Genomic DNA, 11776 nt, shown 5'->3' on the forward strand with positions numbered 1-11776 from the left:
CAGTCTATCCGTTGGAGATCTGCCCGCGAGACGGCTCACTCATCGTGCGGATGAGGTCCTGCTCGATTTCGCTGCAGGTTTCGTTATACTCCCTGACTTGGTGCGCATGCGATGATTGTCCGCGTAGGGCTTCGCGCGCTTCGACCGCAATCTGGTAGGCTTCAAAGAGCTCGAGTTGCCATGGGTCGCGCGCCTCCATGATCAGTTTCCGTATCTCTGGTAGGCGCATCGCCAGCCGTCTGCGTCCAGCCTCCCGACGATTGGATCGTGACATCTTTCTTCAGGCTCCTCCTGGATTGCGAGGCTGGGCCTCTGAATCCTGAGATAGCGTCCGGCGCGGTTATTGAAATGGAATTAGGCCCTATGGCCGGTGCACATCAGACTGAGGTCTGAGTCATGGAACGACGCCAGCGCTAACTAGTTGGGTTGGCAGCGATTACGAAGATCGCAAACGAAACAAAAGGAGGAAAATATGATCTCCAAGCTACTCATCGGTGCGGCAACAGCCGCGACCCTAATGTCGGGCGTGGCGTTCGCCCAGTCCTCTACGGTGAATGGCGCGGCCGGCGGTGCGGTCACCGGTGCGATCGTCGGTGGGCCTGTTGGCGCTGCCGTCGGCGGTGTTGCCGGTGCGGTCGTTGGTACGGCGATCGATCCGCCGCCGGAAAAGGTGGTCACCTATGTCCGCGAGGCTCCGGCACCGTCGGCCCGCGTAGTCGTGAAGGAAAAGATCGTGGTCGGCCAGCCCCTGCCGGAAACAGTCGTCGTCACGCCTATTCCGGATGACCCGACTTATGCTTACGCGGTGGTCAATGATGAACGTGTCATCGTCGAACCGTCGTCTCGCAAGGTGATCCAGGTTATCAAATGACCTGATCCCCGACGCGGCCTACCGCGTCCTCCCTCCGGAACTCACCGTTAGAACCTGAGAACCGCCGCACGATGACGGCGAAGTCGTCGTGCGGCCAAAAACAGAGAGATTGTTATGAAGATCAAGACACTAGCCGTCCTCATGACGGCATTGTCGATCGGCGTCTCGCCAATCGGTATCATGTCCGCCTCGGCTCAGGATGCGCCGATCCTTCCCAAAAAAGGCGCCGCACAAAGCGGCCAGTCCAGCGATGGTGCGACCCAGCAGCCCGACGCCGGCGGTGCTTACTCCTCGGGCGGCGCAGCCACATCGAGCGGCGAGGGAGCGCAGCAGCCTTCCGACTCAGACGCGAGCGCGCCGGACACTTCGACTGGAACCTCTTCGGACGGTTCTGCAGGCCAGACCGGGACCCAACCGGATGCCAAGGCGCAGTCCGGAACCACCGAAACCGGCTCCGGTAACACCGGCACCGATACATCAGGCGGAAGCTCGGACAGCTCGAAGACGTCCGAACCGGGGCAGTCTTCGACGGAAAGCCAGAAACCCGCCGGCAGCCAGGACACCGGCACATCGACCGGTACCGGCGAAACCCAGAAGTCCGGCGACGCTCAGAAGTCCGGGGACACCAAGTCTTCCAGCGGCTCGACCGAGACCCAGACGAACAGCAAGACGAATGTCGAGAACAGCAACACGAAGACTGAAACCAGCAACACGACCAATGTGAATATTTCGGTCGAGCAGCAGACGGAAATCCGTCAGGTGGTGAAGGAAGTTCAGGTCGAGCCGGTTCGGGAGGTGGACTTCACGGTCTCTGTCGGCACGAGCATTCCGAAGACGATCAGGCTCGAGCCATTGCCGCCGCGGATCGTGGAGATCGTACCGCAGTACAAGGCCTACCGCTTCTTCATCCTTGCGGATGGCCGGATCGTCATCGTCGATCCCTCTGCATTCACGATCGTCTACATCATCTCGGCATAACAGCCGCCAGCCTGGTGGCGGCCTCCGCCGCCGGGCCCGAGGAGAGGAAGCATGATCTATTCCGAAGAAAAATCCACCGGGCTGGCCATGCCGCTGATCGCCATCCTGCTGGCGATCGCAGGCATGCTCGCAGCACTCGTCGCCACCGGCGGTCAAAGCAGCACGGCCGGCCGGGTCTGGGTCCCCCAGGTTCAACAGCAAGGGCTGGGAAAATGAACGCCATCGCATCCGCCGCCTTCGGCATCGTCAGTTCGGTCGGAGCCTGCATAGCTGCCGCATCCATCGCATCGCATGTCGTGGCCGATACCAGACCTCACACCTTCAAAGATCTGGCCTCGCCCGACTTGTGGACGACGAAGCCGATAAAAGTTGACCCTCGGCAGCAGGGTTACGAACGTATTGCCCCCCTCTATTCCAGCTATGTCACGGAGGCCCCGGCGGTCGTGGCGTCGCGAGCGGCGCCAGAACCCGTGCATTCTCTAGTTGAACCTCAGACATCGCAGCCGAAGCTCTCGGTCCAGCACCTTTCCTGGTGCAGGGAGCGCTATCGGTCCTTCGATCCCGAGACCAACAGTTACCGAGCCTACAGCGGCGAGGTGCGCGAATGTTCCTCGCCGTTCCAGCAGACTGTCGCTGCGGCCGATGCACACATGGGTGGATATTTAAACCCGCAGGCTGCAGCCTGGTGTGCCGCCCGGTACAGATCTTATCGGCCGGAAGACAACACCTATCAGCCATGGGATGGGCCGAGACGCGTCTGCCAGGCTCCAGATGCCGTGGCCGAGATCGTCGCCGCCAGGAACTGATCATAGGTGACGGTGGCGGCCGACGTACCATAACGGACGGATCCGCACGGTCAGACTAAGGTCCATGTTCCAAACGCTGCGGTTGTGTTACCGGTTGTGTTCCAGGTCGGGAGATCGGAATGGCAACGACGCTGTTAACAGAAATCCAGCAGGCGCAGACAAGGCTCAGATTTTTGAGCAGGGCGGAGCGAGGTGCCCTGATCGTGCGCATCCTTCACGAGCTGAAAACGCATCGGAAGGAGGTTCTCGGAAACGTGCCAGCCGACCACTGCGTCTGGATCGACACGCTGATCTCGTCCGTTTCCTCGACGATCTCCGAAATTGCCGGAATGCAGGATGCCGAGTTCAATCGTGTCCTGAACGAGTTTGAAAAACTGATGGCGACGCTCCAGGGCATTTCCCGTGCGAGGAAGGTGCCGAAGACCGTTCATTGAGAGGAGACGCCGCGCACTTCCGTTGCCCCGGCATGCAACCTCCGCGGATTCCCTCTAACGGCGAGCGACGTGGCCCAATTCTCCAAAGGAGCGAAGGCGCGTGCTCCATCGATCTGACCGAGACGACCCGAGCAAACGAGCAGGAATCTCCTATTTTGGCGCAGCCCGTGGCGGTGCGTCAAACGGGCATACTTTGCCCAAAATGTGAGACGCTGGACCTTAGTCCGATGCTCCTCCGACTGAATGCCTATCAGAGGAACAGTCAGCAAAAACCGTAGTTTGCCAAAGAGCTATCCATCCAGAACGGATGCGACGGCACTCATGACAAACGGAGGAATACACGATGATGAAGGTAACGCATGTAGCACTTGCAGCAGCACTTCTGGCAGGTACGGCGGTGTCGGGATTCGCACAGTCGTCGAGCACTGTCGGCACCGGCGGATCGACGGCGGGCGGCGGAACTGCGAGCAGCACGATCGGTACTGGTGGCAGCTCCGCCGGCGGCGACTGCGCGGCAGGATCCACCAATTGCCCGTCCGGCTCCTCCTCTACGGTCGGCACAGGTGGCTCATCGGCCGGCGGCGGCACATCAAGCAGCACTGTCGGCACCGGCGGCTCCGCGGCCGGCCCTGGCTCTGGCTCGGCTTCGACCCTTGGAACGGGCGGCTCGTCGGCGGGCGGCGGCACCTCCAGCAGCTCGGTTGGCACGGGCGGCTCAGCAGCCGGCTCCGGTGATGCCAATTCGGCCTCCAGCGTCGGGACCGGCGCCTCGTCCGCCGACGGCGACAAGACCGGCAGCACGGTCGGCACCGGCGCCAGCTCGGCCGGCTCGTCCGACAGCAAGGGCAAGAAGGGCTGTGCCCCCGGTCAGCTCAAGAAGGACGGCGCAGACAACAAGTCCTGCTGAACGTCCCGGCCGGCGCCTCGACAGGCGTCGGCCAACCCAGGAGATGAACAATGACACGTTTTTCTAAAGCCGCATGGGCCGCCGCCACTATCCTGGCCGCCGGGCAGGCGATGTCCGAAGAGATAAAACTCGATGACGGCACCAGCTGCACGGTGGTCCAGGGCGAGGCTTCCGCAAGCGGCGGTACTTCCACGACGGTGACAGCAGGCAATGGTCACGTCTCGTCATCGACGACGACAGGTGGCGCAGCGACGAGCTCCGGTTCCTCATCGACATCCTCGGCCGGCGCTTCGGCGGGATCTGGAAGCGTCGATAGTTTCTCGACGGCCAGCGTCACCCGCCCTGATGGCACGATCATTACCAAGCGTTCCGACGGAACCTGCTCGGTGATGAAACCGAACAAATAGGAGATCGCCATGAAACTCTCGAATATGATCGGAGCCATCTCGATAGCACTCTTGGCCTCCACGGCATCAGTGTCTGCGCAGGAATGCAATGCCGCCGGAACAGTCGGCACCGGCGGGACGGCCGCTGCCGGCGGCACCTCGGCGAGTTCGGTAGGTACGGCCGGAACATGCCGGACGGATGGCGGAACGACCTCGTCGATCGGATCCGGCGGAAGCGCTGCGACTGTCGATGGGAAGGCCAAGAGCCAGACCCATATCAACGATGGCGGCGACAAGCTGAAGGCGCAGACGAAAGCGCAGGCCGTCGATCAGGGAACGTTCAGCAAATCACGAACCAAGACCAGCGTGGGCGGAGATACGCTGCAAAGCACGACCCGCACCATGTCCCACGTCCCGGGTGAAAAACCGGTCAAGAACACGACCAACCAGAAGATCATCCTGCCGGAGGAGTAGCGCTGGATGGCGCACTCGCCTTGAGGCCGGCATCCTCGATGTCGGCCTTTTCTCGCCGCCTACCGTCAGCGGTTCACGAAGCTTTGGCTTCGAAAGCCGGCGCGAAATCACCGAGCGATTTCGCCTTGAGGATCATGCCCTCGATATCCTGCTCCACGATCGCTTCCAGATCGGCGAAACTGTCGATGACATAGTAGATCGGCTGAAGGATATCGATCCGATAGGGTGTTCTGAGCACGCTCATGAGATCGAAAGGCCGGAATTCGCATGCCGTGCCTTCCATCGCCGCCTTCGCTTCGCTGGGCGATGAGACGATGCCGGCGCCGAAGCAGCGGCGGCCCTGAGGCGTATTGATCAGGCCGAATTCCACGGTGAACCAGAAGATGCGGAACAGGTGCCACGAATAACCCTTGCCAAGGCGCAGGGCGGTTTCGCCGAAATGTCTGATAAAATTAGCGTAGCTCTGGTTGGTCAGCATCGGGCAATGGCCGAAGACCTCGTGGAACAGATCCGGCTCCTCGATATAGTCGATATGTTCGCGACGGCGCAGGAAGGTGGCGAGCGGGAACTTGCCTTGCGACAGAAGCTCATAAAAACGCGAGGGCGGTATGAGCGCCGGCACGCCTTCGACGCCGAAGCCGGTGGTCTCGTTCAGGCGCCTGTTCACGTCGAGAAGCTGGGGAACCTTGTCGGGGCGGAGGCCCAGCATTTTCACGCCGTCCAGATATTCGCGGCAGGCCGTATCGGCGAGAATCTTCATCTGGCGCCGGTAGAGTTCGCCCCAGATCGCATCTTCTTCAGGAGTATAGTCGTAGAGACCGTCCGGTCCGGGCAGTTTGGCGGTGTAGCTGCTTTCCTTGGTCATAGGCTGATCCTCCCAGGCACGGCGCTGTTGCTGCCATTATGATCCGGCTTTGGAGGATTTTCTTTTCTTTCGTGCTGGAGATTGCCATACTGTTGGAAAATATTCCCGAAGATGGATCAAGAAATGAAAGAAACTGGGAATTTTCGTCGCAAGCTTCTGCAGCTCATCCAGGCCGACGGCAGCCTCTCCTTGGCGGACCTGGCGGAAAAGGCCGGCATGTCGCAGAGTTCGGCCTGGCGAAAGATCCAGGAACTGGAAGCCGACGGCGTCATCCGCAAGCGGGTGACGCTGCTCGATCCCGGTAAACTCGATCTCAAGCTCTGCGTGATCGCGCATGTGACGCTGGAGGATCACCATGAAGAGGCGGTCGCCTCCTTCGCGTCGGTAGTGCTGGATCGTCCTGAAATCATGGAATGTTACGCCTTGTCGGGCGCCTTCGATTATATGCTGAAGATTCGGGCGCGCGACGTCGAAAGCTACGAAGCCTTCATGACGCGCTATCTCATGCGCAACCCGCATGTACGCACCGTCGTCTCCAGCTTCGTGCTGCGCGAGCTGAAATTCTCGACCGAACTGCCGATCTGACGCTTGAAACGAGGCTCAGCGTTACCGCGCATCGCCATGCGCGCTGCCCGGCATATGGATCGGAAAGCCCTCGAATGTCTTCAGCGTATTGAGCACGATCGACGTCTTCACGTGCTGCACCGATTCATGCGGCAGCAGAACATCGTTGACGAATTTGGAGAGGTCGGCGAGCCCGCGGGTCGCGACCTTGAGATGGTAATCCATTTCGCCGGTCAGCGCATAGGCTTCGAGAACCTCCGGCAGACCGTTGATAAGCTGGGAAAAGCGGCGGGCATTGTCTCTGTTGTGGGTCGCAAGCGTCACGGAGATGACCACGAGCATATCCAGGCCCAGTTTCTGCCGGTCGAGGTAAGCGCGATAGCTGCGGATGTAACCTTCAGCCTCCAATCGCGTGCGCCGGCGCGAGCATTGTGAGGGCGAAAGCGCGATCCGTTCGCCCAGCTCGTTGTTCGTCAGCCTCCCGTCCTTTTGGAGTTCCTGAAGCAGGCGAAAATCCAATCTATCGAGTTGCTCATCCATTGCGCGAAATCTCCAAAACGCTCACGAAACGTGCATAATATCTTCCCCCGATATGAAGAATGCAAGAACTTTGCACGCGTTTTGGGCCACACTTTGCGCAGTCAAAGTTCAGTCCTCGAGGAGGAGAAAATGGGCCCTTTTCCGCATGATGCGCCGCCGTCGGAAATCACCGGCGACAACCCGGCTGGTACCGACGGCTTCGAATTCGTCGAATTTGCCCACCCGGAGCCCGAGAAGCTCACCGAGCTTTTCACGCGCATGGGCTACGTCGCCGTCGCCAAGCACAAGACGAAAGACATCACCGTCTGGCGCCAGGGTGACATCAACTATATCCTGAATGCCGAAGCCGGCAGCCATGGCGCCCGCTTCGTCGAACAACATGGCCCCTGCGCCCCGTCGATGGCATGGCGTGTCGTCGACGCCAGGCACGCATTCGACCATGCGGTGTCGAAAGGCGCGGTTCTCTACGAAGGGGATGACAAGGTGCTCGACGTTCCCGCCATCGTCGGCATCGGCGGCTCGCTACTCTATTTCGTCGAGGCCTATGGTGCCAAGGGATCGGCTTACGATGCCGAGTTCGATTGGCTTGGCGAGCCCAATCCGCGCCCCAAAGGGATCGGCTTCTATTATCTCGACCATCTCACCCACAATGTCTTCCGCGGCAACATGGACAAGTGGTGGGATTTCTACCGCAACCTTTTCAATTTCAAGCAGATCCACTTCTTCGATATTGATGGGCGCATCACCGGCCTTGTCAGCCGCGCCATCACTTCGCCCTGCGGCAAGATCCGCATTCCCTTGAATGAATCGAAGGACGATACGAGCCAGATCGAGGAATATCTGAAGAAGTACAAGGGCGAGGGCATTCAGCATATCGCCGTGGGAACGGAGGATATCTATGAGGCGACCGACAGGCTTGCCGATAACGGCCTGCGCTTCATGCCGGGTCCGCCGGAGACGTACTACGACATGTCCTATGAGCGCGTGAACGGCCATAGCGAGCCGATCGACCGCATGAAGAAGCATGGCATCCTCATCGACGGCGAAGGTGTCGTGAATGGCGGCATGACGAAGATCCTGCTCCAGATCTTCTCGAAAACCGTCATCGGCCCGATCTTCTTCGAATTCATCCAGCGCAAGGGCGACGAGGGCTTCGGCGAAGGCAATTTCCGCGCGCTTTTCGAGTCGATCGAGGCCGATCAGATCAAGCGTGGTGTCATCGGCACTGCAGCGGAGTAAACTCCAGGCGATCCCGCGCGCCTGAAAAAGGCGCGCGGCGTTCTGGGAATGTCGGGGAGGAGTGAGGAATGGACCAGACATCGATCCAGCCTGCCGAGGCCGAGGCCGCGACGGCAAACAAGCTGGAATATATGCCGGGTTTCGGCAACGACTTCGAAACGGAGTCGCTGCCGGGCGCCTTGCCGCAGGGCCAGAACAGCCCCCAAAAATGCAATTACGGCCTTTATGCCGAGCAGCTTTCCGGCTCGCCCTTCACCGCGCCGCGCGGGACGAATGAACGGTCCTGGCTTTACCGTATCCGCCCAAGCGTGCGCCACACGGGCCGCTTCTCGAATGCTTCCTACCCGCATTGGAAAACCGCGCCTTGCCTTGACGAGCATTCGCTTCCGCTCGGTCAGCTTCGCTGGAATCCCGTGCCCGCGCCCGCGGAGAAGCTGACGTTCCTTCAGGGCGTGCGGACCATGACGACGGCGGGCGATGTCACCACCCAGGTGGGCATGTCGGCGCATGCCTATGTCTTCAACGAAGACATGATCGACGACTATTTCTTCAATGCCGACGGCGAAGTGCTGATCGTGCCGCAGCTTGGCGCCATCCGGGTGTTCACCGAAATGGGCATCATGGATGTCGAGCCGCTGGAAATATGCCTCATCCCCCGCGGCATGATGTTCAAGGTCCTGCGCATCGGCGAGCAGCCGGTCTGGCGCGGCTATATATGCGAGAATTACGGCGCGAAATTCACGCTGCCGGATCGTGGCCCCATCGGCGCGAACTGCCTGGCCAACCCGCGCGATTTCAAGACGCCAGTCGCCGCCTTCGAGGACAAGGAAAAGCCCTGCCGCGTGCATGTGAAGTGGTGCGGGAAATTCTATGTCACCGATATCGGCCACTCGCCCCTCGATGTTGTGGCCTGGCACGGCAACTATGCCCCGTACAAATACGACCTCCGTACATTTTCTCCGGTCGGCGCGATCAGCTTCGATCATCCCGATCCGTCGATCTTCTCGGTGCTGACCGCCCCGACCGAAGATGCCGGCACGGCCAATGTCGATTTCGTGATCTTTCCGCCGCGCTGGCTGGTGGCCGAGCACACGTTCCGCCCGCCTTGGTACCACCGCAACATCATGAGCGAATTCATGGGCCTGATCCATGGCCAGTACGACGCCAAGGAGGAGGGCTTCGTGCCCGGCGGCATGAGCCTGCACAACATGATGCTTGCCCACGGGCCGGACGCGCTCGCCTTCGAAAAGGCATCCAATGCCGAGCTCAAGCCCGTGAAGCTGGATAACACCATGGCCTTCATGTTCGAGACACGATACCCGCAGCAACTGACGAAATATGCCGCCGAGCTCGAAACGCTGCAGGATGATTATCTCAAGTGCTGGGACGGTCTGGAACGCAAGTTCGACGGAACCCCCGGTATCAAGTGAAGGTCGGGGACCGGATATGAAGCTCGCAACGCTGAAGGACTCCACCAGGGACGGCCGGCTCGTCGTCGTCTCCCGCGATCTTACCCGCTGCTCCGAAGTCGGTCACATCGCCCGCACCCTGCAGGCGGCACTCGATGATTGGAAGCATGTGGCGCCAAGGCTTGCGGAGGTTGCCGAAGGCATCGAGACCGGAGCCCAGCCGACGATCCGCTTTCACGAACACGACGCCGCATCGCCTTTGCCGCGGGCCTATCAGTGGGCCGACGGTTCGGCCTACGTTAATCATGTCGAACTGGTGCGCAAGGCGAGGGGGGCGGAGATGCCGGCGACGTTCTGGACCGATCCGCTGATGTACCAGGGCGGTTCGGACGGTTTCCTCGCACCGCGCGACCCGATCCCTGCTGCCGACGAGGCCTATGGGATCGACATGGAAGGCGAGGTCGCCGTCATCACCGGCGATGTTGCGATGGGTTCCGGCCCGGATGTCGCCCGCAACGCCATCCGCCTGGTGATGCTCGTCAACGACGTCTCGCTGCGCGGCCTCATACCCGATGAACTGGCCAAGGGTTTCGGCTTCTTCCAATCCAAGCCCGCCTCGGCATTTTCTCCCGTCGCGGTGACGCCCGAAGAGCTAGGCAGTGCCTGGGATGGCGGCAAGCTGCATCTGCCGCTGCTGGTCAGCCTGAACGGCAAGCCGTTCGGCAAGGCGAATGCCGGCATCGACATGACCTTCGATTTCGGCCAGCTGATCGCCCATGCCGCCAAAACCCGCAACCTCTTGGCCGGAACGATCATCGGCTCGGGGACGGTGTCCAACAAGCGCGGCGGCGGGGCGGGCAGGCCGGTCGAGGATGGCGGCGACGGCTATTCCTGCATCGCCGAGATGCGCATGATCGAGACGATCGAAACCGGTTCGCCGAAGACGCCATTTATGCGGTTCGGCGATCAGGTCCGCATCGAGATGAAGGATCACGCCGGCCATTCGATCTTCGGCGCGATCGAGCAGACCGTGGAACGATATGCAGGAGCCGAGCCGCAATGAGCGAGGTCGTTCTCTACGATTACTGGCGATCATCGGCGAGCTATCGCGTCCGCATCGCCCTCAACATTCTCGGCATCGAGCATAAGACGGTGCCGGTCAATCTGCTGGAGGGAGCGCACAGGAAGCCGGACTATCTAGCCCTCAACCCGCAAGGGCTCGTGCCGACTTTGATGATCGACGGGCAGGTTCTGACGCAGTCGCTGGCAATCATCGAATATCTCGCCGAGCTTCGGCCGGAATCCGGATTGCTGCCGGCGGATATCGCCGGTCGCCAGAAAGTCCGCGCCCTCGCATATGCCGTCGCCATGGACATCCATCCGATCTGCAACATGCATGTCGTCGCCCATCTCGCTACGATGACCGGGAAGGCCGACGCCCGCGAGGAATGGATGAAGCACTTCATCGGAGCCGGGCTCGGAAAGCTGGAGGTCATGATCGGCAAATACGGCGGAGAGTTCAGCTATGGCGATCGGCCGACGCTGGCGGACCTCTGCCTTGTCCCGCAAATCTACAACGCCCGCCGCTGGGGCGTGGATCTCACGGATTTCAAGCGCATCGTCGAGATCGACGCCCGATGCGCCGAACTGCCGGCCTTCCAGGCCGCCCATCCCGACCGCGTCGCCGAAGCTTCTCGCACCATACCAGGCTAAGGCGCGCGTGCCGGATGCAAGATTAGGCATCCCGCCATGAAGAGAATATCGCCGCCTGACCCAGCCGTTGCCCGCGTTCATCGATCAACTGCCAGACGGTCACGTCCTCGATCCAGAAACGCCGTCCCGATTTCGCAATCCTGATACCGCGCCCATTCTCGACAAACCCATCGCGCGTGACGGCATCCAGCAGCCGCTGCCGCTCGGCGCGATCAGGCTGCTCGGCTGAAAACCGCGAAGGCAACGCGATGAATTCATCCCAGCTGTATTCGAAGCAGGCCTGCGCGGTTCGGTTTGCATAGATGAAGCGCGGGTCGGGCTCGGTATTGTGGGCGAGGACCACGAAGGGGGCATGGTTGTAAAGCCAGTCTGGGCCTTGGCCGTCGCCGGCGAGAGAGCGGCGGACGAGGTGAGTGTAGCTTCCGGTGAGGAGGGAGAAGAAATCGGGATCGAGTTTCAGATCGAGGGAGGGAGTGTTGCAGGCAAAAGTCATGAAATATCTCTTCCGTCAAAATGAACGATGTGGGCGATATACCCGGTATTCTGCGCCGGCCTACACGTGCGCTGTTAGGGGGCATGTATGACGGATT

General features: G+C 60.7%; 17 protein-coding genes. 13 read left to right on the plus strand and 4 right to left on the minus strand.

The genetic code is table 11. The features are described from left to right. Window positions 1-4: 4 nt before the first annotated feature. Entirely contained in the window at window positions 5-274 is a 270-nt protein-coding gene (locus tag ATY76_RS13225; RefSeq protein ID WP_088675209.1) for a hypothetical protein, read from the minus strand. 198 nt (window positions 275-472) lie between these two features. Between ATY76_RS13225 and ATY76_RS13230 the strand changes: the two genes are divergently transcribed. The 8 genes from ATY76_RS13230 to ATY76_RS13260 all read left to right on the plus strand — a co-directional run bounded on the left by ATY76_RS13230 (window position 473) and on the right by ATY76_RS13260 (window position 4856). After that, window positions 473-871 (plus strand): DUF1236 domain-containing protein, encoded by a 399-nt coding sequence (locus ATY76_RS13230; RefSeq protein WP_088675210.1) that lies wholly within the window; start codon window positions 473-475, stop codon window positions 869-871. A 114-nt stretch (window positions 872-985) separates the two neighbouring features. After that, entirely contained in the window at window positions 986-1849 is an 864-nt protein-coding gene (locus tag ATY76_RS13235; RefSeq protein ID WP_088675211.1) for a DUF1236 domain-containing protein, read from the plus strand. A 51-nt stretch (window positions 1850-1900) separates the two neighbouring features. Continuing rightward, window positions 1901-2065 (plus strand): hypothetical protein, encoded by a 165-nt coding sequence (locus ATY76_RS33700; RefSeq protein WP_190233644.1) that lies wholly within the window; start codon window positions 1901-1903, stop codon window positions 2063-2065. After that, window positions 2062-2655, plus strand: coding sequence for a BA14K family protein (locus tag ATY76_RS13240; RefSeq protein ID WP_088675212.1), 594 nt, complete (start codon window positions 2062-2064; stop codon window positions 2653-2655). Before ATY76_RS33700 ends, ATY76_RS13240 begins: the two co-directional genes overlap by 4 nt. 119 nt (window positions 2656-2774) lie before the next feature. Further along, window positions 2775-3089, plus strand: a complete 315-nt coding sequence (locus ATY76_RS13245) for a hypothetical protein (RefSeq protein ID WP_088675213.1) — start codon at window positions 2775-2777, stop codon at window positions 3087-3089. A gap of 343 nt (window positions 3090-3432) precedes the next feature. Continuing rightward, window positions 3433-3996, plus strand: coding sequence for a hypothetical protein (locus tag ATY76_RS13250; protein WP_088675214.1), 564 nt, complete (start codon window positions 3433-3435; stop codon window positions 3994-3996). A 50-nt stretch (window positions 3997-4046) separates the two neighbouring features. Further along, a complete protein-coding gene (locus tag ATY76_RS34185) occupies window positions 4047-4403 on the plus strand; it encodes a hypothetical protein (protein ID WP_088675215.1) in 357 nt (118 codons plus the stop codon). 9 nt (window positions 4404-4412) lie between these two features. Further along, window positions 4413-4856: a hypothetical protein gene (locus tag ATY76_RS13260; RefSeq protein WP_088675216.1), complete on the plus strand. Its 444-nt coding sequence runs from the start codon at window positions 4413-4415 to the stop codon at window positions 4854-4856. Window positions 4857-4929: 73 nt separating this feature from the next. On the opposite strand, the gene ATY76_RS13265 is transcribed toward ATY76_RS13260, so the two are convergent. Continuing rightward, complete coding sequence (locus tag ATY76_RS13265) at window positions 4930-5721, minus strand: phenylalanine 4-monooxygenase (protein ID WP_088675217.1); 792 nt, start codon at window positions 5719-5721, stop codon at window positions 4930-4932. 123 nt (window positions 5722-5844) lie between these two features. Between ATY76_RS13265 and ATY76_RS13270 the strand changes: the two genes are divergently transcribed. After that, window positions 5845-6306 carry an Lrp/AsnC family transcriptional regulator gene (locus ATY76_RS13270; protein WP_088675331.1) on the plus strand — a complete coding sequence of 154 codons (462 nt, stop codon included), beginning with the start codon at window positions 5845-5847 and terminating at the stop codon, window positions 6304-6306. 21 nt (window positions 6307-6327) lie between these two features. Here ATY76_RS13270 and ATY76_RS13275 read toward each other — a convergent pair whose 3' ends face one another. Then, a complete protein-coding gene (locus tag ATY76_RS13275; RefSeq protein WP_088675218.1) occupies window positions 6328-6825 on the minus strand; it encodes an Lrp/AsnC family transcriptional regulator in 498 nt (165 codons plus the stop codon). Window positions 6826-6954: 129 nt separating this feature from the next. Between ATY76_RS13275 and hppD the strand changes: the two genes are divergently transcribed. The 4 genes from hppD (at window position 6955) to maiA (ending at window position 11186) form a co-directional block, all read left to right on the plus strand. Continuing rightward, on the plus strand, window positions 6955-8064 hold the full coding sequence (gene hppD / locus ATY76_RS13280) for a 4-hydroxyphenylpyruvate dioxygenase (protein WP_088675219.1): 1110 nt from the start codon (window positions 6955-6957) through the stop codon (window positions 8062-8064). Between the two features lie 68 nt (window positions 8065-8132). Continuing rightward, window positions 8133-9494: a homogentisate 1,2-dioxygenase gene (gene hmgA, locus ATY76_RS13285; RefSeq protein ID WP_088675220.1), complete on the plus strand. Its 1362-nt coding sequence runs from the start codon at window positions 8133-8135 to the stop codon at window positions 9492-9494. A gap of 16 nt (window positions 9495-9510) precedes the next feature. Continuing rightward, window positions 9511-10536, plus strand: a complete 1026-nt coding sequence (locus ATY76_RS13290; RefSeq protein ID WP_088675221.1) for a fumarylacetoacetate hydrolase family protein — start codon at window positions 9511-9513, stop codon at window positions 10534-10536. After that, the gene (gene maiA, locus ATY76_RS13295; RefSeq protein ID WP_088675222.1) at window positions 10533-11186 is read left to right on the plus strand and encodes a maleylacetoacetate isomerase; all 654 of its coding nucleotides are present in this window, start codon (window positions 10533-10535) and stop codon (window positions 11184-11186) included. The genes ATY76_RS13290 and maiA overlap by 4 nt, the downstream gene beginning before the upstream one ends. Before the next feature lie 22 nt (window positions 11187-11208). Here maiA and ATY76_RS13300 read toward each other — a convergent pair whose 3' ends face one another. Next, on the minus strand, window positions 11209-11679 hold the full coding sequence (locus tag ATY76_RS13300) for an MEKHLA domain-containing protein (RefSeq protein WP_088675223.1): 471 nt from the start codon (window positions 11677-11679) through the stop codon (window positions 11209-11211). Window positions 11680-11776 lie beyond the last annotated feature (97 nt).

This window comes from Rhizobium sp. R339 (assembly GCF_002211395.1).
GTDB lineage: Bacteria > Pseudomonadota > Alphaproteobacteria > Rhizobiales > Rhizobiaceae > Rhizobium.

Excerpts from the sequence above, each read along its gene's own strand:
- hppD (WP_088675219.1), top strand. The coding sequence starts at position 6,955 with ATGGGCCCTTTTCCGCATGATGCGCCGCCGTCGGAAATCACCGGCGAC.
- hmgA (WP_088675220.1), top strand. The coding sequence starts at position 8,133 with ATGGACCAGACATCGATCCAGCCTGCCGAGGCCGAGGCCGCGACGGCA.
- ATY76_RS13230 (WP_088675210.1), top strand. The coding sequence starts at position 473 with ATGATCTCCAAGCTACTCATCGGTGCGGCAACAGCCGCGACCCTAATG.
- ATY76_RS13260 (WP_088675216.1), top strand. The coding sequence starts at position 4,413 with ATGAAACTCTCGAATATGATCGGAGCCATCTCGATAGCACTCTTGGCC.
- ATY76_RS13300 (WP_088675223.1), bottom strand. The coding sequence starts at position 11,679 with ATGACTTTTGCCTGCAACACTCCCTCCCTCGATCTGAAACTCGATCCC.
- maiA (WP_088675222.1), top strand. The coding sequence starts at position 10,533 with ATGAGCGAGGTCGTTCTCTACGATTACTGGCGATCATCGGCGAGCTAT.
- ATY76_RS13235 (WP_088675211.1), top strand. The coding sequence starts at position 986 with ATGAAGATCAAGACACTAGCCGTCCTCATGACGGCATTGTCGATCGGC.
- ATY76_RS13275 (WP_088675218.1), bottom strand. The coding sequence starts at position 6,825 with ATGGATGAGCAACTCGATAGATTGGATTTTCGCCTGCTTCAGGAACTC.
- ATY76_RS34185 (WP_088675215.1), top strand. The coding sequence starts at position 4,047 with ATGACACGTTTTTCTAAAGCCGCATGGGCCGCCGCCACTATCCTGGCC.
- ATY76_RS13265 (WP_088675217.1), bottom strand. The coding sequence starts at position 5,721 with ATGACCAAGGAAAGCAGCTACACCGCCAAACTGCCCGGACCGGACGGT.
- ATY76_RS13250 (WP_088675214.1), top strand. The coding sequence starts at position 3,433 with ATGATGAAGGTAACGCATGTAGCACTTGCAGCAGCACTTCTGGCAGGT.
- ATY76_RS13240 (WP_088675212.1), top strand. The coding sequence starts at position 2,062 with ATGAACGCCATCGCATCCGCCGCCTTCGGCATCGTCAGTTCGGTCGGA.
- ATY76_RS13245 (WP_088675213.1), top strand. The coding sequence starts at position 2,775 with ATGGCAACGACGCTGTTAACAGAAATCCAGCAGGCGCAGACAAGGCTC.
- ATY76_RS13270 (WP_088675331.1), top strand. The coding sequence starts at position 5,845 with ATGAAAGAAACTGGGAATTTTCGTCGCAAGCTTCTGCAGCTCATCCAG.
- ATY76_RS13290 (WP_088675221.1), top strand. The coding sequence starts at position 9,511 with ATGAAGCTCGCAACGCTGAAGGACTCCACCAGGGACGGCCGGCTCGTC.
- ATY76_RS13225 (WP_088675209.1), bottom strand. The coding sequence starts at position 274 with ATGTCACGATCCAATCGTCGGGAGGCTGGACGCAGACGGCTGGCGATG.
- ATY76_RS33700 (WP_190233644.1), top strand. The coding sequence starts at position 1,901 with ATGATCTATTCCGAAGAAAAATCCACCGGGCTGGCCATGCCGCTGATC.